The sequence below is a fragment of the Rhizobium sp. N122 genome, from assembly GCF_002211295.1.
Lineage (GTDB): Bacteria > Pseudomonadota > Alphaproteobacteria > Rhizobiales > Rhizobiaceae > Rhizobium.
Genome location: NZ_LOKU01000006.1, coordinates 13989 through 36404 on the forward strand (window position 1 = coordinate 13989; position 22416 = coordinate 36404).

Annotated in this window: 22 protein-coding genes; 5 read left to right on the forward strand and 17 right to left on the reverse strand. The window is 61.7% G+C overall.

The window, feature by feature from the left end:
- The first annotated feature begins 86 nt into the window (after window positions 1–86).
- Together ATY75_RS05810 and ATY75_RS05815 are read left to right on the forward strand one after the other, a co-directional pair.
- Complete coding sequence (locus tag ATY75_RS05810) at window positions 87–1328, forward strand: MgtC/SapB family protein (RefSeq protein WP_088936790.1); 1242 nt, start codon at window positions 87–89, stop codon at window positions 1326–1328.
- A 420-nt stretch (window positions 1329–1748) separates the two neighbouring features.
- On the forward strand, window positions 1749–2534 hold the full coding sequence (locus tag ATY75_RS05815) for a DUF6030 family protein (RefSeq protein WP_143535269.1): 786 nt from the start codon (window positions 1749–1751) through the stop codon (window positions 2532–2534).
- Between the two features lie 115 nt (window positions 2535–2649).
- Here ATY75_RS05815 and ATY75_RS05820 read toward each other — a convergent pair whose 3' ends face one another.
- Genes ATY75_RS05820 through ATY75_RS05835 form a run of 4 tightly spaced genes read right to left on the reverse strand, consistent with a single transcriptional unit; the run spans window position 2650 to window position 7579 of the window.
- A complete protein-coding gene (locus tag ATY75_RS05820) occupies window positions 2650–5022 on the reverse strand; it encodes a hypothetical protein (protein ID WP_088936791.1) in 2373 nt (790 codons plus the stop codon).
- Window positions 5023–5034: 12 nt separating this feature from the next.
- A complete protein-coding gene (locus ATY75_RS05825) occupies window positions 5035–5805 on the reverse strand; it encodes an ABC transporter permease (RefSeq protein WP_088936792.1) in 771 nt (256 codons plus the stop codon).
- Between the two features lie 10 nt (window positions 5806–5815).
- Window positions 5816–6811 (reverse strand): ABC transporter substrate-binding protein, encoded by a 996-nt coding sequence (locus ATY75_RS05830; protein ID WP_088936793.1) that lies wholly within the window; start codon window positions 6809–6811, stop codon window positions 5816–5818.
- 12 nt (window positions 6812–6823) lie between these two features.
- A complete protein-coding gene (locus ATY75_RS05835; RefSeq protein WP_088936794.1) occupies window positions 6824–7579 on the reverse strand; it encodes an ABC transporter ATP-binding protein in 756 nt (251 codons plus the stop codon).
- A 216-nt stretch (window positions 7580–7795) separates the two neighbouring features.
- Between ATY75_RS05835 and ATY75_RS05840 the strand changes: the two genes are divergently transcribed.
- Window positions 7796–8527, forward strand: coding sequence for a GntR family transcriptional regulator (locus ATY75_RS05840; RefSeq protein WP_088936795.1), 732 nt, complete (start codon window positions 7796–7798; stop codon window positions 8525–8527).
- A 220-nt stretch (window positions 8528–8747) separates the two neighbouring features.
- Here the strand turns inward: ATY75_RS05840 and ATY75_RS05845 are convergent, their stop codons facing one another.
- Window positions 8748–9155, reverse strand: a complete 408-nt coding sequence (locus tag ATY75_RS05845) for a hypothetical protein (protein WP_088936796.1) — start codon at window positions 9153–9155, stop codon at window positions 8748–8750.
- A gap of 306 nt (window positions 9156–9461) precedes the next feature.
- Window positions 9462–9719: a CrpP-related protein gene (locus tag ATY75_RS05850; RefSeq protein WP_049732732.1), complete on the reverse strand. Its 258-nt coding sequence runs from the start codon at window positions 9717–9719 to the stop codon at window positions 9462–9464.
- Between the two features lie 239 nt (window positions 9720–9958).
- Between ATY75_RS05850 and ATY75_RS05855 the strand changes: the two genes are divergently transcribed.
- Complete coding sequence (locus ATY75_RS05855) at window positions 9959–10708, forward strand: sulfite exporter TauE/SafE family protein (RefSeq protein WP_088936797.1); 750 nt, start codon at window positions 9959–9961, stop codon at window positions 10706–10708.
- 78 nt (window positions 10709–10786) lie between these two features.
- Here ATY75_RS05855 and ATY75_RS05860 read toward each other — a convergent pair whose 3' ends face one another.
- The 3 genes from ATY75_RS05860 to ATY75_RS05870 are packed head-to-tail and all read right to left on the reverse strand — an operon-like array spanning window position 10787 to window position 13844.
- Window positions 10787–11632: an ABC transporter ATP-binding protein gene (locus ATY75_RS05860; RefSeq protein ID WP_088936798.1), complete on the reverse strand. Its 846-nt coding sequence runs from the start codon at window positions 11630–11632 to the stop codon at window positions 10787–10789.
- Window positions 11629–12423 (reverse strand): ABC transporter permease, encoded by a 795-nt coding sequence (locus ATY75_RS05865; RefSeq protein WP_088936799.1) that lies wholly within the window; start codon window positions 12421–12423, stop codon window positions 11629–11631. Before ATY75_RS05865 ends, ATY75_RS05860 begins: the two co-directional genes overlap by 4 nt.
- An 8-nt stretch (window positions 12424–12431) precedes the next feature.
- Window positions 12432–13844 (reverse strand): ABC transporter substrate-binding protein, encoded by a 1413-nt coding sequence (locus tag ATY75_RS05870; protein WP_088936800.1) that lies wholly within the window; start codon window positions 13842–13844, stop codon window positions 12432–12434.
- 340 nt (window positions 13845–14184) lie between these two features.
- Here ATY75_RS05870 and ATY75_RS05875 point away from each other — a divergent pair, with 340 nt between their 5' ends.
- On the forward strand, window positions 14185–14991 hold the full coding sequence (locus ATY75_RS05875; protein ID WP_088936801.1) for a Crp/Fnr family transcriptional regulator: 807 nt from the start codon (window positions 14185–14187) through the stop codon (window positions 14989–14991).
- 18 nt (window positions 14992–15009) lie between these two features.
- On the opposite strand, the gene ATY75_RS05880 is transcribed toward ATY75_RS05875, so the two are convergent.
- The 8 genes from ATY75_RS05880 to thiC all read right to left on the reverse strand — a co-directional run bounded on the left by ATY75_RS05880 (window position 15010) and on the right by thiC (window position 22335).
- The gene (locus tag ATY75_RS05880; protein WP_088936802.1) at window positions 15010–15966 is read right to left on the reverse strand and encodes a HEAT repeat domain-containing protein; all 957 of its coding nucleotides are present in this window, start codon (window positions 15964–15966) and stop codon (window positions 15010–15012) included.
- 2 nt (window positions 15967–15968) lie between these two features.
- Entirely contained in the window at window positions 15969–16202 is a 234-nt protein-coding gene (locus ATY75_RS05885; RefSeq protein WP_064841978.1) for a ferredoxin family protein, read from the reverse strand.
- 11 nt (window positions 16203–16213) lie between these two features.
- The gene (locus ATY75_RS05890) at window positions 16214–17950 is read right to left on the reverse strand and encodes a fumarate reductase/succinate dehydrogenase flavoprotein subunit (RefSeq protein WP_088936803.1); all 1737 of its coding nucleotides are present in this window, start codon (window positions 17948–17950) and stop codon (window positions 16214–16216) included.
- Between the two features lie 10 nt (window positions 17951–17960).
- Window positions 17961–18248 (reverse strand): DUF971 domain-containing protein, encoded by a 288-nt coding sequence (locus ATY75_RS05895; RefSeq protein WP_064841982.1) that lies wholly within the window; start codon window positions 18246–18248, stop codon window positions 17961–17963.
- Window positions 18249–18562: 314 nt separating this feature from the next.
- Window positions 18563–19336, reverse strand: a complete 774-nt coding sequence (locus tag ATY75_RS05900; protein WP_088936804.1) for a thiazole synthase — start codon at window positions 19334–19336, stop codon at window positions 18563–18565.
- A gap of 2 nt (window positions 19337–19338) precedes the next feature.
- Window positions 19339–19536: a sulfur carrier protein ThiS gene (thiS, locus tag ATY75_RS05905; RefSeq protein WP_064841986.1), complete on the reverse strand. Its 198-nt coding sequence runs from the start codon at window positions 19534–19536 to the stop codon at window positions 19339–19341.
- Window positions 19527–20507 (reverse strand): glycine oxidase ThiO, encoded by a 981-nt coding sequence (gene thiO, locus ATY75_RS05910; protein WP_088936805.1) that lies wholly within the window; start codon window positions 20505–20507, stop codon window positions 19527–19529. The genes thiS and thiO overlap by 10 nt, the downstream gene beginning before the upstream one ends.
- A 1-nt stretch (window position 20508) precedes the next feature.
- Complete coding sequence (gene thiC / locus ATY75_RS05915; RefSeq protein ID WP_088936806.1) at window positions 20509–22335, reverse strand: phosphomethylpyrimidine synthase ThiC; 1827 nt, start codon at window positions 22333–22335, stop codon at window positions 20509–20511.
- Window positions 22336–22416 lie beyond the last annotated feature (81 nt).

Below are 22416 nucleotides of genomic sequence, written 5' to 3' on the forward strand. Positions count from 1 at the left end.
ACGATGTCTGCAACCCGTCCGGGCGGAATTGCGCGTGCCGACTGACCCACAGCTGCTCTGAAGCAGGGAGGCCCCTTTTGAATTCCATGGTCGTTGCAAGATTTGCATTGGCGCTGTCCATTGGTCTTCTGGTCGGGCTGGAACGGGGCTGGCGGGAGCGGGATTCTCCGGCAGGGAGCAGAACCGGGGGCATCCGAACCTTTGGCATCTCGGGATTGCTGGGAGGTATAATGGCGGCCTTGGGCAACGCGACCGGGTCCTCACTGCTCCTGGCTTGCGGCTTTATGAGTTTTGCCGCCGTCTTCGGACTCTTCAAGCTGCGGGAGGCCTGGGACGACGAAGACTACAGCGTCACCTCGGTCATTGCCGCGCTATGCGTTTTCGGACTCGGCGCTCTGGCGGTCGATGGCGATCCCGTCGCCGCGGCGGCAGGCGGCACTGCCCTTGCAGCCATCTTGGCTAGCCGCGACATTCTTCACGCCTTCCTCCGGCGATTGACTTGGATCGAGCTGCGGTCGGCTCTTATGCTTGCGGTCATGACGGCCGTCATACTTCCGCTTTTACCAAACCGCGATATCGGTCGGGCACTGACGGTGAACCCCTTCGAAGTATGGCTTTTCACCGTCTTGACCGCGACCATCTCTTTTGCAGGCTATATCACCGTACGCCTGTTCGGCGAGAGGAAGGGCACTTTGATCGGGGCAGCCGCCGGCGCCTTGGTTTCGTCGACGGCAGTGACGCTAACGCTGGCTCGTTCCGCCAAGGACGGAGCGGAAGTTCGCAGACTTGCCGGAGCTGCGTGTTTGGCGGCCACGGTGTCTATTCTGCGCGTGGCTGGGCTGACCTTGATTGTTGGTCCGGCAGTCCTGCCGAAGATAGCGCCTGTGGCAACGGTCGCGGCAGTGGTTTTCGCCTGCATGGCCGTGTTCTTGACGAGGGCTGCACACAAGCGGGACGCCGTCGATGTCTCGGCCCGCAATCCCTTCGAGGTCCGCTCGCTTTTCCTTTTTGCGACGATATACGTGCTGGCTCTTTCTGCGAGCAAAGTGCTGGTCGCATACCTGGGGGATTCTGCGGTCCTGTTGGCCTCGATCATCTCCGGCAGCTTCGACGTCGACGTCGCAGTGTTGACGGCGCTACGTCGGACCGACCTCCAGGCTTCGGACATCGTCGTCCACGCGGTACTGGGCGCCATGGCTGCAAACGCAATTGGCCGCGTGATACTGGCAGCATCCGCCGGTCCTGCCCGGTTCACCATGCTTTACGCCGCCACCACGACAATGGCGATCGCTTTCGGCTTCATGGTTTTCATCTGGAATTCCCAATGATCGCTCGTGCGGATCAGACATGCGACGCTAGCTGATGTGATTGTGTTGGGAGGCAGCCGGTGCTCTTCCGCGCGATTTGGGGGAACGACCGCCGTCCACCGGGGTTGCTGCTTGACGCCCCACACAGGCGACCTCACACTCGCGGTGTCGAAGGTGAGTCGGACAGACTGTACCGTCTTTACTTCCGCTGCTCACCGGAGCAGGAGTGGCCAGCGAGGGCTTTGGTTCGCACGCCGACCGACATCGGCCGGTGGCAAACAGGATCGAGGTTGATTGGGCTCGAACTCGCATCCGCTCCGATTTTGCTTGTGAGGTCGCGCCGTGGATAAAGGCTTATCAGCAGTCGATCCTCCTCGCGACATCCGGCGTCGGCGCTGGAATTCCCTGTTGCGGAGCAACAGCCGCCGGCTGCTTTGGCCCGTGCTTTTGATAGGCGTTTTGCTTCTTGCAGGCATCGTTGTTTTTTACCGTGAAATCCAACACAGCGAAGATCCGGTCGGGCTCATTGAAGATCGAGCTCTCAACAAGGCTGCCCGATCAGCGCCCGTAGCCGTCGGCCCCGACACGGCGGCTCCTTCTCCTCTCCCGCCAATGTCTATACCGCTGCGGCTGATCGAGGTCCCGAAGCCGGAACTGGCAAGTCAGTTCCTGCGGATGTGGCGCGTCTCGGGTGCGAATATTTGCGGTGCTCTTCGAGAGGCCGACATCGAGATGAGCGATTGGAAAGCCGCATCGATGCGCAATCGCAGCTATGAATGTTATTTTCAGCGCATCTACCAACGGGACGAGCTGCGTCCCCTCAGCTCCACCTTCCTCAAGGTTCGTGGAAATGAAATCGGCGATATCGTCGAGATCCGCGCCAAAATCATCGGGCCGACCACGGACGCAGAGGGGCGTCTCGCCCCGGCCGTCCTGCGCATTTTCGAGATCATTGTGAAGCAGGCGTGCTGGCCCGATTTCGAGGATGCGCTTGTGTCGATCCAAAACCTTCGAAATGTCGAATATGAACGATTCGGCTCCTATCTTAGCTTCACGCGCGAAGCCGGAAGCGGAAATAACTTCAATTTTGTCCTTGGCCTTAAGGCGACTTCGGATTCGCAGGTGCGGACGAAGACGTATTTTTCGCCAGAGCGCTGGCTGGAGACAACAGATCCCCGCCTCGCAAACAGCTTGGGCACGTCGATATCGGCCAATTGCGCTCAATGACGGTGGGTGGCCTCTGAGATCGGTGCTCTCGCTCCTCCCGTCGCCTTCAAGCCGTCGAAACGGCAGACAGTCGCCGCCTAAGTTGCGGGTCGATCGTCGCGTCTGGTAACCTCAACTACCGAGGCGTCAAGAACAACGGAGATGTCCAAATTCGAGATTGGTCCCGCTGGCGCGCCGTTAAGAACAACGGATGTTCGCGTTCCGGATCGAGCGTCAGGTCGCGCAGCAATATTTCACCCGCAAGATCTCTCGGCAGCGGTTGGTCCGTAACCCTTTCCACGATCAGGCGTAACTCGACGCCCGGCAGATCGAGTGTGACCGAGCCCTTGGCAATGAGATCCTTCCCATTCACCTCAAGCCGTGCTTCGGGGGCATGCAAATGCGGTGGCGGCTGGAGCGGGTCGCCGATCTTGCTGTAGCCATGAAGGTCGGCGGCAATCGTGATGTGAGCGTTGTTCAGGTCGGAAAGCTTCAGCTCGATCCCGTCGACATCGCCATGTGTTGCCGTTCTAAAGCCGAGCGTGCCGAGCCCGGTGCGCCATACGCTTTGTTCGGGGTGGTCAAAGCCAACTCCGCGCGCATCGAGAAGCGCCGCGCCGGTCACGGCGACCGCGCCGCTCCAATAGGCTGCCCGGTAGCGATCCTTGATGCGGGCGCCGCCGAAACGGATGCGCAGGCTGCGTTCGCTGAAGCCCGTCTCCGCATGCAGATCGCGTCTCCACACGAGGCGATCGCCGTCATAAAGTTGAATCTCCTCCCAGCCGGCCTGGCCGAGCAGGCGATAGGAGAGCGGCTTTTCGGGTTCGGCATCGAATACCTCGCCCATGAAATGCTGTCCTTGGGACAGAACAGCAAAACTGCGTTCGCCGGTGGTTGCGAAGGTGCGCCGCGCCCGGAGTGCGCTGCCGACGCCGGCCCGGTCGAAGCGGTCGGCGATGACGCCGGTCAGCCCGCCGCGCGAACCGAAAGTTCCGGTTGCCGGTGCACCACCGCCGCATCGGCCCTGATGCTCGTCGCTCGCCGCCGAGGCGCCGACCCTGTATCCGCGCGCGAGCGCTTCGGTGTAGAGCCAGTGGAACTGTCCCCAGGCGGACCCAATCTCGATGAGCCGTTCCAGCTCCGGATGGTTCCAATCCAGAATGCAGCGCCGGCCACCCACATGCGGGATCAGCAAATGGCCCTCCGGATCATCCTCATAGGCGGCATGGAGCCGGTCGACAGGCCAGATGCCGGGTCGGATGGTTCCGGCCGTCGTCTCGTTCCATTCGAAAGAGCGAAGTGACCGCCCCTCTTTGTCAAACGGGAAGCGGGGTTTACCGTCGCGTAGGAAGACGACATTGCGGTCGCCGCCGGCTGCGGAGTTGCCGCACCATTCGGTGCCAGGATAGCAGACGAAGCGGCCCGGCTCGTTGAGGCCATGGATAATCTCCACGGCCTTGTCCCAATTCTTTTCGGTGATGTTGAAGTCGTTGACGGTGTAGCCCACCACGTCAAGCCCGGCGATGTCGCGTCCATAGGTGAGGTTGTAGGTTGCGTCGTTGGTGCCGACGGTGTCGTCGGAATGGACGTGCAGATCCGCATAGAGCGGACGCAAGGCCTCTTCTTCACTCTGCATATACGCGACGGCCGCGGTGACGAAGGGTTCGTCGTCCAGCCGTGCTTCCAGTTTCCACTCGCCGGTTTCGGTGAAGGAAAGGCCGGAAATCCGCGCGAATGTCCAGTCCGCTGCTGCGAGCGCGATCGGCTCCGTGCGTTGGGTCGCGTCTGGAGCGGTGATCACCAGCGTGCCGCGCAGATTGCGGTCGCGGCAGGTGTTTCCCCATATGTCGTCGACGCGTACGATCGCGTCGAAGGATTGATCAAGGCCAACCAGGCGCGGCGCTATGATCTGAAGGGCGTGGGGCTGGCCGGCCAGGATTTCGAGTTTGCAGTCGCCCGGCACTTCGGCAAATTTCGAGCTGCCCAGCGGGTCGATGAACAGCCGGAATTGGAACGCCTTTTCCACGAAGGTCTGCACGCGCGTACCGGCGCCGCCCTGGCGCCGATCGCCGAGTCGAATGACGATCCTGTCGCCGGGATTGATATAGCCATCGACGACATCGATGATGATGGCCTTCTGGAAGGGGCGCTCGTGTCCCTTCTGGTCGAAGCGTACCTTCAGCGCCTGCACTGTCGCCGGGCTCTGCCCAGGGACCAGCGGCCCGGCGTGATATTCGGCGGAAACGTAGTTGGCGCCCGTCGGGTCCGTCGTCTGGAACAGCGCCCAGTCGGAATAGAATTTGAAGGCGAGCTTCAGCCATGCGCCATCGGCAAGGCCGACAGCGCCAACCTCATAGACGAGTTCCAATTCGGTCCAATCGCCGGCAATCAGCGTCGGTCGCTGACAGGTGAGACGGCCGAGGAAGGGTAGCGTGTCGAAATAGTCGGCAAGGCCCGCTGGGGAATGCACGGCGGCTCGAGACGCCTTGTGCTGCAAAGTCTCTGTCATGGGAGAAATCCGTTATTGTCCGCGCCAGCTTTCGTAGCGGCGCTCTATCCGTCGAAATACGAGGCTCTCCATAAGCCACGCTGTGAGTCCGATCAGCGTGATGCCGAGAAGCACCTGCGCCGAATTGCCGACCTGTCCGCCCATCGCGACCATCCAGCCGATACCTTGGGAGGCGCCGATCATCTCGGCGGCGACGAGCGCCCGCCACGCCTGGGCGAAACCGATGCGCAATGCGGCGGTCAGGAAGGGGAGGGAGGCAGGAAGATACACATGGGCCAGCAGTTGAAACCGTTTGGCCCCGAGAATGCGGGCTGCGCGCACCTCCCCGCCGCCGATCGAAAGCACGCCTTCCTGGATTGTCACCGCCATCGGGAAAGCCGATGCGATGAAGATGACCACGGCGATCGACAGATATCCGAGGCCGAAGAAAATCAGGGAGAGCGGCGCCCAGGCAATCGGAGGGATGGCCATGAAAAGGCCGAGCAGAGGCTGGACGAACTCACGGAACGGCCGCCAAAGTCCGGCAGACACGCCGATGAGCACGGCCGCCAGGATTGCCGCGCCGAAGCCGCCGAATTCACGCAACAAGCTCGCCAGAAACTGGCGGCCGAGCTCGCCGGATTGGATCCAGCGCAGTCCCTCTGCTGCCACCTCCCAGGGCTGTGGCAGCACATAGGATGGGACCCTGCTGGCTGCGAGGCACCACACGGCAAGCAGGAAGGGAAGCGCTGCCCAGCGCCAGGACGGCTGCGGAAAACGCAGCCGCGCTGTGAATGTCTTCATCGATCGGATCTCACCGCTGGGCGGCCGCTTTGGCGGCAAAACTGTCGTCAACGATGTCGTCGACATCAAGCGGTTTATTGAGGATGCCAAGATCGACGGAGTAATTGATGAGCCGCTGGATGAAGGCGCGGTCGGACGGCTCGATTTCTGCGGACCAGCCGAGGCGTTTCCTGGCCTCGGCGACAATCGCTTCCGGCGGAACGACGGTTCCGTCCGCGGCCTTCACGGGCTTCAGCTTGAAACTCTGTGCGATGATCCGATTGGCCTCCTCGGGATGCTCCCGCAGAAAGGCGACGGCTTTGGCATTGGCCCGCAGCAGCTTGACGAGATCGTCCGGCCGCTCCTTCAGGGTCTTTGAAGGTGCTGCAACGACATACCATGGATAGCCCGGAAGAGCGCCGTTCACGTCGAAGACGACACGGCCCGTGCCGCGGAGCACCGACTGGCTGATGAAGGGCTCCCACGAGAAGGCAGCATCCACGACCCCTGTATCAAGGGCGGCGTTCATATTGCCCACCGGCATCTGCGATAGTTGGAGGTCGGCGTCGGGATTGAGGCCGGCAGTCTCCTTCAGGACGAAGCCGCGCAGCAGCACGTCCATGCCGCTGCCTCTGCTGACGCCGGCGAGCTTCTTGCCCCTGAGGTCTGAGAGCGACTGAATCGAGCCGTCGGCCCTCGCGATCAAGGCTGCCTGACCATAGTTCACCTTGGCGATGATCTTCGCTTCGAGCCCGCGCGCCGCCCATTGATAGACGGGCGGGGCGCCGATATAGGCCACGTCGATTTCCCCTGCCCCTACCGCCTGCTGAATGACGGGGCCATCGCCAAAGCCCTTGAGTTCGACGTTCAAACCCTCTTCCCGAAAGTAGCCTTTCTCTTCGGCGATGAGAGCCGGCGCGTTTGCCATGGCCTGGACCCAGCCGATACGAAGCGGCCGGGATTCCTGCGAAGCGGCGGGCCAGGCAGCAGCGAGTGCGAAAATGGCTGCAGGTAGAATGCGTTTCATCGGATGTCCCCTTCAGGTAGCGGGTTGATTGCTGGTCATGACCACGGCGATCTGCTCGGCGAGGCGTTCGCGCAGTTCTGTAAACAAGGGATTGGCGCGCGTGCCTCGCTGGTCGCGAGGGCGCGGCAAATCGATTTTCATTTCGGCCGTGATGCCGGTTGGAGGCAGGCCGAGAACGAGGACCCGGTCCGCCAGATAGATCGCTTCGTCGATGTCATGCGTGATGAACAGCACGGTCTTGCCCAAGCTCGACCAGATGCGGAGCAGTTCGTCGTTGAGGGCTGAGCGCGTCATGGCGTCGAGTGCTGCGAAAGGCTCGTCCATGAGCAGAAGGCGTGGCTCAAGCGCCAGCGAGCGTGCAAGGGCTACGCGTTGACGCTGGCCGCCCGACAATCGGTGCGGCGGCTCTTGCGCCTGTTCTTCCAGGCCGACAAGCCGTAGAAAATGCAGGGCGATCGCCCTTTGCTCCTGCGGCGTTCCCCTGCGATTCATACGAAGGCCGAAGCGGACATTTTCCAGCACGTTCAGCCAGGGGAAAAGGTGGGGCGACTGGAAGACATAGCCGAGTGCGGAATGTTCCGGCGCAACCGGCGCGCCGTCTATGGTGATACGACCCGATTGTGGGCGCAGGAAACCGGATAGAAGATTGAGCAGTGTCGACTTGCCGCAGCCCGACGGACCGAGGATCGCGACGAATTCTCCCGGACGGGCTTCCAGCGAAAATTTTTCGAATATGCTGCGTCGGCTTTCGGGATAGGCGAAACCCATGCCAGTCACCGAGAAGGTGGCGCCAGGTGAATGCTGCCGAATTGGGGAAACAAATGCCATATTGCGTTCGAACGAGCTGAGGTTGGAATTGCCCTGAGTTTTAATACATTATAATACAGGTTATCAACGTGGGGCCTTCCCTTGTCCGGCGGCAAAGGAGAACGCTGTTCCAAAGCTGCAAGAGTCCGTGGTCTTTTTAACCCCGATGGAAATGAAATGAGCCTGATACGCAACAACCCGGTGGCGATGTATCTCCAGATCGCCGATCGCCTTCGTCGCGAGATCGCTGAAGGAACATTCGAGCCCTCCGGGCGGTTGCCGTCGGAATCGCAGATCATGGTGCGCTTCGACGTCAGCCGCGTCACCGTCCGCCTCGCGCTCGATCAACTGGATAAGGACGGACTGATCGAGCGCAGGAAAGGCAAGGGGACTTTTGTGGCGGGCAAACAGGTCCGCCATCAGATCGATACGCTGCGCAGTTTCCACGAGTCGCTGAAAGTGCAGGGCTTCGATGCCACGATGCGGATCGTCGAGCTGACTACGATTGAAACGCCGCCGGCGTTTGTTTCGTTGTTCGGAGCAAAATGCGCGCTGTTGGAGCGTCTTCACATGGTGGACGACGAGCCCATTGCCTTGGGTCGAAGCCTCCTGCCCGCCGTCATGTCGGAACTGGATTTGAAAACGGCCGAACAACGGCCGACTTATGCGCTCCTCAAGGACAAAGCCGGCGCCGATATTGTCTCCGCAGAGATCGCCATCGGCGCGCGCGCAGTGCCGCCCCGCATCTCATCCTTGATCGGCGCAGCCGCGAATGCGGTTTTGCTCGTGCTCGAACGGACCTCATATTTCGATCATGGCGCTTGTGCCGAATGGTCCGAGTTCTTCATCCGACCCGAGCGATACAAATTTGTTCTCGGCAATCGAACGGCGCGGTCGACGGCTACATGACGTTCGTCGCTACTGACGCTGTGCCGGAGCCGGATATACAGCAGATGGAAGGCGAGCCGGCAAGCAGCTGCATGCGGCGCAACGCTCACACAGCGGCTTAGCGGTCGTTACGGCAATCGCCGGCTAGTATCCATCGCAGCCCATCATGTTGGTCGCAGGCGAAGAACTCAAACACAGAGACCGGCGCCAAAAATGGACATGTTCATCTGTCGGGCTGATCTCACGCTGATGCGTATCGATGCATTTTATTACAGCGGGCGTATTGCCAGATTGCCTGAAATGACATGAGCTTCATCAAAACGACAATGGCCAAGGCGATACCGTAAGGTATGGGATGGCCGTCAGGGATATACCGAAAAAGATAGAGACGCACGCAAACACAAACAACCAGTAGCGCGTAAATGGGATATATGAACGAATAGATGCGCCACCAGGCGACCGATCCCACCTGGATTCTTGCTGCAAAGAGGCAGACAACTGCGCATTCGGGAAATGACATCAGCCAATCAAACCATTCGGCCATCGAAAGTGGCGACGGGCTGAAATAGGTTTCATATACTTTGTCGATTTGGCCGATTAACACGCCTAGCGCCAAAATCCACCAAATGATTTGAGACTTCCTGCTCATATTGAATCCGCGGCGTGCGATATCCTTTGTTCGCGGGCTACCATCTCATTCAACACGCAAAGGCAGATGAATAAACCAATTAAACCTTTACCGAAAAGCCCCAGTTGAGCCGCGTTGGGATGACAGGACAGGCACAATTCCGCCGAGACAGTTGACTGTCGCCTGCGCCGAAGGGTCGGAGTTCTTCATCCGACCCGAGCGATACAAATTTGTTCTCGGCAATCGAATGTCCGTCTGATCGCGCACTTGTTCTTCGTCGCCAGGGAGGAAAATCGAGCCGGCAGCTTGTGATCACCGTCAAGGGCGTTAAGCGTCGAATGCCCGTCGTTTGGGAATCGAGATCAACGCCTTGAAGTGCGTTTCAATCCTGCCTTCGCGGCTGGCGTCCTCGGCTTCCCAGCCAAACTTCCACGCGTCGTGACGCGCAAGCCAATCCCCGAGAGCGCCGGTATCACCGGTGGGCAATCGATGGGCCGCGAGGTATGGGTTCTCGTGAGCCTTTAGTCCGAGTACCCGTGCCCTTGAGCCCGCTTCCTGCAAATCGATCAGCTCTTCAATTGTCATACGCGCCCCCACGATGTCGGCGACGGTAACATGGTGGCTCGCGCATGCAAGCGATTGCTAAATAATGGGTTAATTTGGGACAGTCGTGAGGCGAGAGCGCGTGTTTCCTGAGGTAATGGCGAGGATTGCCGCGTCACCGAGAGCGCGGTAAAGCGTCAGCGCACTCAACCCGTCTACAGTCGCCATCTCGGACAAACGTCTCGGCGGAAATCAAATTTGCAGGCTAAAGCGACCTGAACATGTACGATATCATTCTTCTTTTCCTCGCTGGCTTGTTGGCAGGCAGCATGAATGCGCTGGCCGGTGGCGGGTCGTTCGTATCCCTGCCGGCGCTGATATCGGTCGGAGTGCCGTCGGTTGCCGCAAACGCGACGAGCACCTTGGCCTTGTTTCCAGGCGGTATGACGAGCTCGTGGGTCTACCGTGACGGGGTCAGGAGTGTGTGCGGCATCAATGTCATGCCTATCGCTATCGTGACAGTGGTGGGTGGTGTGGCGGGAAGCGTGTTATTGCTTTTGACCCCATCCAGGATTTTCGATGGGATCCTGCCATGGCTCTTGCTGGTGGCGACATTGATGCTGGCTGCAGGTCCGAGGCTCAGCGCAAAGCTCCGGACGCAGGCACGTCCGAATTTTCTGGCCTTCGCAACGGTTCAATTCTTTCTCGGTCTTTATGGCGGCTATTTTGGCGGCGCGGTGGGCCTTATGATGCTTGCGGCATGGAGCGCGCTCGGGGGCGGGGACATCAAGAGCCTGAATCCGACAAGAATGGTGATGGTAACCGCCGCAAACGCGGTCGCCGTCGTCGTCTTCGTACTGGCCGGGGCAATCGTATGGCAGGAGTGCATTCCGATGACGATCGGGGCCGTTATCGGCGGGTGGATCGGAGCGCATGTCGGACGAAGGCTGCCGGCATCGGTCGTCCGGGTGCTAACGCTTGCGGTCGCCTTGCTGACGACGACGGTGTTCTTTTCACGCGCTTACCTGTGAGCGGGGATCCTTCCGGCAGTTTATACGCGTATTCGCCAGAGCTCGAAATGAGGCGCACCTGACGAACGATCCATAAGGTTACGAGCGTCGCCGCCCAAGGCCGAGCGGCGTCAGACGAGGTAGGGTATCCGCGCCTCCGTCTTCATGGAGCAGTTCGAGGCAATGGCGCTTCAAATGCGAAAACTCGGGCGAGGCGACGATATCGGTCGAGCGCGGCCGCGGGAAGGGGACGGTGATCTCTTCGTGAATGCGGCCGGGCTGCGCCTTCATCACGATGATCCGGTCGGCGAGCAGCAGCGCCTCGTCGATGTCATGCGTGACGAACAGGACGGTCTTGCGGAACTGCTCCCATATGGCAAGCAGCAGTTCCTGCATTTTCAGCCGCGTCAGGGCGTCGAGCGCGCCGAAGGGTTCGTCCATCAGCAGCAGCCGCGGCTGATTGACCAGGACTCGGGCGATTTCCACCCGCTGCTGCATGCCGCCGGATAGCTGGGCCGGATAGCGATCGGCAAAACCGTTGAGGCCGACGAGGTCGAGCATCCTCTGCGCCTCGCGCCGGCGCTGTTCCTTGCCGACGCCGCGCATCTTCGGTCCGAAGGCGACATTGTCGCGCGCGCTCTTCCAGGGAAACAGGGTGTGGTGCTGAAAGACGATGCCGCGTTCGGGGTGCGGGCCGCTGACCGGCGTGCCATCGACATCCAATCTGCCGCCGGCAATATCGATATGGCCGGCGAGCGCGCCGAGAAGCGTCGATTTTCCGCAGCCGGAGGGGCCGAGCAGGCAGACGAATTCGCCGGGCGCGACGGAGAAGCTGACATCCGAGACGGCTTCGAAAGCGGCCTTTCCCTTGCCGAGGCGGATGGAGACCTGCTCCGCAACGATCCTGCCGGTCTCCGATCGCACCAGGCGCTGATGGCTGTTCATCGTGCCGCTTCCTTTTTCTGCCAGGGGATGAGCGCGTTGCCCAAGGCACGCAGCAAGGTGCTGCTGCCCATGCCGAGCACGCCGATCACCGCCATGCCGACGATGATCTCAGGGTAGTTCTGCAGGGTATAGGCTTCCCAGGTGTAGTAACCGATGCCGAATTGGCCGGAGATCATTTCGGCGGTCACCAGACAGAACCACGAGGTGCCCATGCCGATGGCAAGGCCAGTGACGATGCTGGGCGCCGCGCCGGGAAGGATGACCTCGAACAGCATTGCGCGGCGGGTGCTGCCGAGGCTCTTTGCGGCTGCGATCAGGCGCGGATCGACGCCTTCGACCCCGTGGACCGTATTGAGCAGGATGGGAAACAGGGCGCCGGTGAAGGTGATGAAGATCATCGACAGCTCGGACGACGGAAACATCAGCACGGCAAGCGGTATCCAGGCGACGGCCGGGATCGGCCGCAGGAGTTCGAGCGGCGCAAGCAGGAAATCTCCGACCTTTCGCGACTGGCCGATGATCAGGCCGCAGGCGATGCCGGCAACGGCGGCGATCGCATATCCGGCAAACACCCTTTCGAGGCTGCTGGAGACATGCGCGATGAGTTTCGGCGACTGGAGGAAGCCCAGGGCGGCGGCGAACACATCCACCGGCGAAGGCACGTTTTGGAAGGTGACCAGGCCGAGATCGAGCCGCAGGGTGGAGGCCATCTGCCACAGGAGCAGGCAGATGGCGATGGACCCCGCGCGGCGCAGCCAAGATCCGTAGTCAGGGTGCGTCCACGTCGTCATTATCGGCCTCAGTTGCTGGCCACGACGGAGGATTTGGCGCTGGCGAAATCGAGCACGGCGCCGCCATGCGCCTTGGCCCAGCTCTCGGCGCTCTCCTTAAGCAGGAAGGCGCCGATCTCGCCCTTTTCGTCGCGAACGAACCAGGCTTGATTGCCGAGCAGCTTGATGCCGCTCTCCCGATCCTGCGCATAGAAGACGCGGATAGCCTTGCCTTCGCCTTCGAGCGCCTTCAAGGCCTTGAAGGCATTTTCCGCCGTGGCGTAGTGGCGGACGAGCGGCTCGTCCTTGACCCAGATCTCGGCGACGCGCTTCGCATCCTTGATCGGCTCGCCGGTGGCCGCGTCCTTGGCGTCGAGCGGAAGCTGATCATAGTTCTTCAGGCTTGCCTCGTAGTCGAGACCGGAGGCCTTGAAGGCGGCCTTGATGAAGCGGTCGTCGATGAATGTGTCGACGTCGAGCCCGCTATCGGCCTTTTTCAGATGTTGCAGCGTTTCGATCGCGGTGCCGACAGCCTGCCGGTATTCCGGCTTCCAGGTCAGGTCACGGGTCTGGAGACCGAGCGGACCGTGGAAGAGATAGTCGACCTCGGCCTCGACGCCGGTCACCTTGGCAATCAGTTCGCTGTATTTCTCCGGCTCCTTGGCGATCAACTGGTCGGCTTCGAGTGCGGCGCGCAGATAGGCGGTGACGATCTCGGGATATTTTTCGGCATAATCGGCATCGACCAGCGCGCCGTGGAAGGTGGGGCCGTTCGCCTGCGAGCCGTCATAGATCTTTCGCGCGAAACCCCGCCATGGGTAAAGCTCGGCAAAGGGCACGAAATCGGCATGCGCCTCGATCTGGTTGGCCTTCAGCGCGCCACCGGCGACCTCTGGCGCCTGGGCGATGATGTTGACATCCTTTTCCGGATCCCAGCCCTGAGCTTTGATGGCCCGCAGCAGCAGACCATGTGAGGTCGAGGCGAAGGGAACCGAAATCGTCTTGCCTTTCAGTTCCGAGATCGACTGGATCGGAGAATCCGTCGGCACGACGATGCCGTTGCCGCTTCCCTTGACGCTGCCGGAGAGGACAGAGATGAACAGGCTCTTGCGTCCCGCCTTCAGATGCGCGAGGCCGTTGAAGGAGCCGGGGAAATCCGCCATCACCCCGAAATCGAGTTTGCCGGCGATCTGCTCGTTGGTGATCGGCGCGCCGCTGGTAAAGTTCTTCCACTGGATGTCGTAGGTGGCATCCTTGTATTTGCCGTCATGCGGCAGGTATTTTTCGAGAAGGTTGAGTTCCCGGATCAACAGGCCGCCGGTGGCGGTGTTGATCGTGGTGTCTTGCGTTCCGATGGCGACGCGAATGGTTTCCGCCTGCGCCGTGCCGAGGAAACTGGTCGCAGCCAAAGCTGCAGCTGCCAAAGTTAAGCGAAAATGCATCGTGCCACCCCATCTGTTGCCCGTCGCCTCGCGGCGGGAAAATCGTTGAATTCCAGTCGTGCAAATTTATGTGGCGAGGCCTGTGACGGCGGAAGCAATTAATTTGCATTGCCGGAACGCCAGTCGTTGGCCGGACATAGGACTGTAAAGGCAGGTGCGGGCATCGTAATGCTTAAGCAAATAGTTACAGAGGGTTATCGCCAGGCTGTTTGGATAAGCATGCGGGTGGTGCGGCGATAAACGACCCTTTTCAGCGCGGAATACGCAATTATATTTCTTTATAATCCATAGATTTTATATCTATTAATCCACTCATTCGACACCAGAGAGGCGATCGACAATGAGCTTGGATTTTGAAATCGCAAAGCCGGAGCCGAAGCGCGGATTGCGCGACGCAGGCCCCGAGCTGTCCCCGCAGGTCATCCTGCCAGGCCCGCAGTCATTGTTTCTCAGCGAGACGGTCGACGGGCTCGACGAGGGGTCGCATTTCCTCGATCCGCTGAAGCTCGAAGAGTGGGCCACCCTGCGCAGTCACGGGCGGCAGCTGACCTTCTCAGCCGGCGAAACGATCTTTACCCAGGGCGACCGGCATGGCGGCGTCTTCATCATCGAGCGCGGCTCCGTGCGCGTCTTTTATTCGGCGCCATCAGGCCGTGAGATCACCCTGGCCTACTGGACACCGGGCAATTTCATCGGCGGACCTGAGATGACCGGCGGCGGCACGCATATCTGGTCGGGCCAGGCGCTCGACGATTGTGAGATCCTGTTTCTGCCCGGCTCCGTTCTGCGCAAGCTGATCGTCGAAATGCCCAATTTCGCGCTCTGTCTTATCCAGGGCCTGGCGTCGAAGGGCAAAAGCTATTCCGCCATGGCCCAGATGCTCGGCACCCGCTCGGTCATCGAGCGGCTGGCGCAGTTTCTGATGAATCTCGGGAAGCTGCATGGCGTGCGAGACGGGCATGCCGTCATCATCAATGCGAAGGTGACCCACGACCAGATCGCCGCCATGGTCGGCTCCACCCGGCAATGGGTGACGATGATGATGAAGCGTTTTCAGAAAGAAGGCTTGCTGACCGTCACGCCTCGGCACATCCGCATCGAGCGGCCGCATCTGCTGATGGCGATGGTCTCGAAGGGCGGCGCGTAAGACGCCGCCCGGTTTTTCCTATCCCAGACGGGTAAGCGCCCAGCGCACCGTCTTGCGGACATCGGGATCGGGATCGTCGGCATGTGCGGCAAGCGCGTCCCGGGCGCCGGGGTTGCCGATCTCGCCGAGCGCCGCCGCCGCCTCCTTGCGCAAGGTGGGCATGTCGCTTTCGAGCAGCGGCATGATCCGGGGCAGAGCGGCATTTGCCTTCAGCTTGCCGAGGGCGCCAAGCGATTTCTGCTGCACCTGCCAATAATCGTCGGAGAGCGCCCTGGCGAGCGCTTCGACCGCCGAGCCGTGGCCGATCCGGCCGAGCGATTCCGCTGCCGCCGCCCGAACCTGCCAGTTTGCATCGCTGAGAGCCGCCGCGACCGCCTCGGCCGCAGCCGGTTGCGCGGTAAAGGTTAGGGCATTGACCGCTGCGGCGCGCACGTCGGCATCCTCGTCGCGCGTTGCCGTAATCAGGGACGGGATCGTCGAGTCGAGCTTGAGATAGGCGATCGTGCCGAGAGCTTGCACCCGCACTGCCGCGTCCGCGTCGCGCAGTGCAATCAGGGCGGGGCCGAGCGAGTCCTGCAGCCGCAGTCCCTTCAATCCACGAAACGCCGCCGCGCGCACGACGGCGCTGGCATGATCGAGCAGAGGCAGCAGGCTGCTGCCGGCCTCCGGATGCTTCAGCTCCGCCAGGCCATCTGCCGCGGCTTGCGCGACGGAGGGTTCGTCGTCGACGACCAGCCGTGCCAGCCCGCCGGCAGCACCGGCGCCATCGAACTCGCCAAGGGCGATCGCTGCCTGAAGGCGGACCTCGCCGCTTGCATCGGCGGCAGCGTCGATCAGGTGCGGCAAGGCCTCGGGGCTTGCGGTTTCGGCAAGCTCGATCACCGCAAGGCGGCGAATGGCGGCATCCGGATCCAGCAGGCGTTCGGCGATGATGTCGATGTCGCCGAAGGCTTCGAAAGGTTCAAAGACACTCATGATCAGCGCAACAGGTAAGGAATGTTGACGGTGACGGCGCCGGTCGGGCAGTCCGTTTCGCAGGGCATGCAATACCAGCATTCGTCGAACTTCATATAGGCCTTGCCGGTCAGATCACTGATGCGCAGCACATCGAGCGGGCAGACGTCGACACAGACCGTGCAGCCCTTGTCGGCGATGCATTTGGCATCGTCGACGGTCACCGGGACTGTGCTGGGGGAGAGGGCGAGTGGCATGGATCTTCCTGTCAGGCTTGCTTTTGAACACGCAGACGGTCGTAGGCCGTCCGTTCCTCGGTCTCGATCGGAACGACATAGGGCTCTACCTTGCGCTTCTCCGAAACCATCCGGCCGTCGATCTTCCTGAGAAGCGTGTGGCAGAACCAGTTGTCGTCGTCTTTCTCCGGATAGTCGACGCGGTTGTGGTACAGGCCCCAGCGGCTCTCGGTGCGGAACAGCGAGGCATGGGCGGCCATCTCGGCGCAATCGAGGATGGACGAGACTTCGAGCGCCCGCATCAGTTCATGCGCGTCGCGGGCGACCAGCGCAGTCTCAAGATCGTCGCGGACTTCGCTGAGCCGCTGCTGGCCGATCCGCATCTTGGCCGTCACCTTCGGCGGCTGCAGATAGTCGTTGACCAGGCGGCGCGCCTTGTATTCGAGCTGGTTGGGCGGAATGCCGTCGTCGCGCCGTGTCGGCGCCAGCACGCGTTCGCGCTCGCGTGCGACGAATTCGCGATCATAGTCGGGAAGTTCGGTCTCGGCGGCGACGTCGGCTGCATGCTCTCCCGCGACGGCGCCGTTGGTGAAAGCGCCGAGCATATAGTTATGCGGCACATTCGCCATGTCGCCCGCTGCATAGAGGCCTTCGACCGTCGTGCGCGCGAATTCGTCGACGAAGACCCCGGAGGCGCTGTGGCCGGAACAGAAGCCGATTTCGGAGATGTGCATCTCGATCATCTTTTCGCGGTAATCGGTGCCGCGCGCCTCATGGAAGCGTCCGCGTGAGGGGCGCTCGACCTTGTGCAGGATCTGCTCGATCTCGCCGACCGTATCGTGATGCAGGTGATTGAGCTTCAGGAAGACCGGCCCTTTGCCGGACTGCAGCTCGTTGTAGAATTCCTGCATCATCTGACCGGACCAGTAGTCGCTTTCGATGAAGCGGTTGCCTTCGCTGTTGGCGGTATAGGCGCCGAAGGGGCCGGCGACATAGGCGCAGGCCGGGCCGTTATAGTCTTTGATCAGCGGATTGATCTGATAACATTCGAGGTTCGCGAGTGCTGCACCCGCATGATAGGCCATGGCATAACCGTCGCCTGAGTTGGTCGGGTTCTCATAGGTGCCGAAGAGATAGCCGGAGTGCGGCAGGCCGAGCCGTCCCGCCGCTCCCATGCAGAGAATCACCGTCTTGGCGCGCAGAACGAGAAACTCCCCCGAGCGTGTGTTGACGGCGATCGCCCCGGCAATCCTGCCGTCCTTCGCCGTCAGGAGCCGCGTCGCCATATAGCGGTTGGAGATGAGGATGCGCTCGCGGCGCAGCTGCCGATAGAGCGCCTTCTTGACGGTGTCTCCATTCGGCATCGGCAGGACATAGGTGCCGAGGTGGTGCACCTTCTTGAGGTCGAAATCGCCATTGGCGTTCTTCTGGAAGCGGATGCCAAAACGGTCCAGCTCCTCGATGATTTCGTAGCATCGCGAGGCATATTTATAGACCGGCGCCTGATCGACGATGCCGTCATTGGCGATGGTGATTTCCTTGGTGTATTGCTCCGGCGTCGCATAGCCTGGAACGACGGCATTGTTCAGCCCGTCCATGCCCATGGAGATCGCGCCCGAGCGCTTGACGTTGGCCTTCTCGAGCAGGACGACGTTCAAGTTGGGATTGCGCTGTTTTGCCTTGAGCGCCGCCATCGGCCCGGCCGTGCCGCCGCCGATCACCAGCACGTCGCATGCGACCTCGGAGAGGCCCTCTACAAAATTATCCATGCATCATTCCTCAAGCCAATGAATCGGCGATTTCGCGCAGGTATTGCCAGGGGTAGATCCCCCGATCATGCCCGTCCGAGAAAACCAGCCTGACGGCATAGGAGCCGATCGGCTCAATGCCCGTCACCGTGACATTGTCGAAGCTTGTCTCGCGCCCGTCGAGGGACGCCCGCACCGCTTGGGCGGCGCGGCTGCGGCGGCGCAATTCAGAGGCAGGAAGAAGGGAGATGTCGCCGCCTTCCCAGGTAATGGCAAGCGTGCGGCGTTCTGGTTTCAGCTTCAGTTGCAACGGTGTCATGGCTTTCCCTGTCGATCGACCGCCACTCTAAGAAAGCGTCGGGCTGAGACACGCAATAAATTGCCATGGAAGCGTCGCACGCCCTTTGAGGCGGGCCAGCTGGGCGCGGTTTCTGCCGCATTGTCGGCGAAGGAAAGCGATAAATACGGGCCGCACGGGCGAGCCCGTGGACTCGCCTGCCAGCCGATTTCAACCGATACACTTACAATGTTTGATCGCAGCCGGTCTTGCAGGCGGGGTTGCCCGGTAGCCTTTGAGGTCGAGAGCAATTCCGATGCCGGGCGATGTCGCCGGCAATCAGGAACGATCGACCTTCATGCAAACACCGCCTTTCCGATCACCGGTGTCGAGGGCACGGCCATGTCGCGCGGCTCCAGCATGCCGGCGCCGAACGCCTGCCTGCCGGCATCGATTGCCTTGGCAAAGGCCTCCGCCATCGCGGCCGGGTCGCCGGCGCCGGCAACCGCGGTGTTCAGCAGCACGGCATCGAAACCCAGCTCCATGACGATGGCCGCATGCGAAGGCCGGCCAATGCCGGCATCCACGATCAGCGGCACGTCTGCAAAATGCGCCCGCATCGATCGAAGTGCGGCGAGGTTTTGAGGGCCGGCCGCAGATCCGATCGGCGCGCACCAGGGCATCAGCACCCGGCAGCCGGCGTCGACGAGGCGCTCGGCGACGACCAGATCGTCGGTCGTGTAGGGAAAGACCTCGAAACCCTCGCCGGTGAGGATGCGCGCCGCTTCCACGAGCGCGAAAACATCCGGCTGCAGCGTGTCGTGATTGCCGATCACCTCCAGCTTGATCCAGTTGGTTCGAAAGATTTCTCGGGCCATCTTTGCCGTCAGCACCGCCTCGGAGACGCCGTGGCAGCCGGCCGTGTTGGGAAGAACGTGAACGCCGAGCGCTCGGATCATGTCGAAGAAAGCGCCGCCATTGCGCCCGCCCGCCATTTCGCGGCGCAGCGATACGGTGACGATCTCCGTTTTAGAGCGCGTGATGGCTTCGGCGAGGATGGCGGGTGAGGGGTAACGGGCGGTGCCGAGAAGAAGGCGTGATGCGATTTGACGTCCGTAAAGATCAAGCATGCTCAGCCTCCCTGCATCGGGGTCAGGATTTCGATCCGGTCATGATCGTTCAGCATATGCTGGCCGCGATCCTCGCGATGGACCAGTTCGCCATTGACGGCGGTCGCCAGCCAGTCGCCTTCGTAGTCGAGCGCGGCCAGAAGCTGCAAAAGCGTTGTGGCGGCGATCGTCTGGGCTTCGCCATTGATGATCAGTTGCATTGGGTGTTCCTTTGCTTCGGCTGTTGGGAAAAAACGAGATCCGCGGCTTCGGCCGCCATGGTCGGCGCCAGCAGAAAACCGTGGCGATAGAGGCCGTTGAAAACGACGATCTTCCCCTCCCGCACCACGCGCGGAAGATTGTCGGGCAGGGCAGGGCGAATGCCGGCGCCGGTTTCGACGACGGCGGCGTCGGCAAAGGCCGGGTGCAGCGCATAGGCCGTGTTCAGCAGTTCCATCAGCGAACGTGCGGTGATCGGGCCGTCAGAATCGGTCTCGATCATCGTCGCGCCGATCATGAAAAGGCCGTTGCCGCGGGGAACGATATAGACGGGAAAACGCGGATGCAGCAGGCGGACCGGCCGGGCGAGGGTGACCTCTTCGGTCTGGAGATAGAGCATTTCGCCGCGGACGCCGCGCAGATCGCGCTCTCGCCCGATGCGGGCAGCACCTGTGCAGTCGACGATATCGGAGAAATCGTCGTCGTCCGGCGCTGCGTCGGTAAAGGTGGCGCCGTTTGCCGCCAGTTGCTCTTTCAGCGCGCGCAGCGCCTGGCGCGGGTCCAGATGCGCCTCGCGTGGGAAGAACAGGCCGTGCCTGAAACGGCTGGCGAGCGCGGGCTCAAGGGCGGCGATATCGTTCTCCTCAACCCATTGATAACCGGTCGTGCGGCCGGCAAATCGCTTCAGCTCGCCATGGTCGCGCGTCGAGGCGACGACGAGCGTGCCGTTGCGGACGGTGCTGCCCGGCAGGATCGCTTCCCAGCGATCGGCGGAATCGAGGCCGCGCGTCAGCACCGCCTCATCGGCGCTTTCCCGCTCGCACCAGGGCGCCAGCATGCCGCCGGCGAGCCAGGAAGCCGCATGAGCGAAGTTCGGGTGCGGGTCGAAGACCGTGACGTCGGCACCGCGGGCATGCAGCTCGCGGGCGACGGTGAGGCCGGCGACGCCGGCCCCTTTGACAAGCACGCGCATGTCAGTCCGCCCCGTGCGCGGAGGTCTCGATCGGCACATAGAGATCGCCGCCCTCCCGGTATTTCGCCGCCATCGCGTCCAGCCCCTCCTTCTGCGCTTCGGCGCGGATGTCATGCGATATGCGCATCGAGCAGAATTTCGGGCCGCACATCGAACAGAAATGCGCCACCTTGTGCGCTTCCTTCGGAAGCGTCTCATCGTGGAAGGAGCGGGCCGTCTCCGGGTCGAGGGAGAGGTTGAACTGGTCTTCCCAGCGGAATTCGAAACGTGCGCGCGACAGCGCGTCGTCGCGAAGGCGCGCCGCGGGATGGCCCTTGGCAAGGTCGGCGGCATGGGCGGCGATCTTGTAGGTGATGACGCCGGTCTTGACGTCGCTGCGGTCAGGCAGGCCGAGATGCTCCTTCGGGGTGACGTAGCAGAGCATGGCCGTGCCGAACCAGCCGATCATCGCCGCACCGATGCCGGAGGTGATGTGGTCGTAGCCGGGGGCGATATCGGTCGTCAGCGGCCCCAGCGTGTAGAAGGGCGCCTCGCCGCAGACGGCGAGCTGCTTGTCCATATTTTCCTTGATCTTGTGCATCGGCACATGGCCGGGCCCCTCGATCATCACCTGGCAATCCCTGGCCCAGGCGATTTTCGTCAGCTCGCCGAGCGTTTCGAGTTCGGCAAATTGGGCTGCATCATTGGCATCGGCGATTGAGCCGGGGCGAAGGCCGTCGCCGAGCGAGAAGGAGACGTCATAGGCCCGGCAAATCTCGCAGATCTCCTCGAAATGCTCGTAGAGGAAGCTCTCACGGTGATGATGCAGGCACCACTTGGCCATAATCGAACCGCCGCGCGAGACGATGCCGGTGACGCGGTTGACGGTGAGCGGGATGTAATGCAGCCGCACGCCGGCATGGATGGTGAAATAGTCGACGCCCTGTTCGGCCTGCTCGATCAGCGTATCGCGATAGATTTCCCAGGTGAGATCCTCGGCGACGCCGCCGACCTTTTCCAGCGCCTGATAAAGCGGCACCGTGCCGATCGGCAGCGGCGAATTGCGGATGATCCATTCGCGGATATTGTGAATGTTGCGGCCGGTCGAAAGATCCATGACCGTATCGGCGCCCCAGCGGGCAGCCCAAACCATCTTCTCGACTTCTTCGGCCATCGACGAGGTGACGGCGGAATTACCGATATTGGCGTTGATCTTCACCAGAAAATTTCGGCCGATGATCATCGGTTCGCTTTCGGGGTGGTTGATGTTGGCGGGGATGATCGCCCGGCCGGCGCCCACTTCCCGGCGGACGAATTCCGGCGTCACATGATCGGGAATATCGGCGCCGAAGCTCTCGCCGTCACGCACCAGCGCTTCCGCCTTGGCCTTGCGGCCGAGATTCTCGCGAATGGCGATGAACTCCATCTCCGGCGTGATGATGCCGGCCCGTGCATAGGCAAGCTGTGTGACGGCTTTCCCGTCTTTGGCGCGCAGCGGCCGGCGCCGCCCCGGGAATTCCGGCGTCAGCCGGTCGCCGCTGACGAAGCCGTTATCTTCGGGGCGCACATGGCGGCCGTCATAGGCTTCGACATCGCCGCGGGCCAGCACCCAGTCTCGGCGCAATGGGGGCAGACCCTGCTCGATACGGATCTCGGCGCCGTCGATCGTGTAGGGGCCGGAGGAATCATAGACGACGACAGGCGGCTCGCCGGCGGTCGGATGGACGCTGATTTCGCGCATCGGCACCCGGATATCACTGTGGATATCTCCTGGAACATGGATCTTCCGCGAAGCCGGCAGCGGGCCGGTGGTGACGGTCGGGGTGAGGTTTTTTGCGGCAATGGTCATGGTTTGAGGCTCCAAGTTGTAAGTTGGAGACCCAGTCAATCAGCCGGAATGATGGAAAGACGCCGGCACAGATTCCACGCG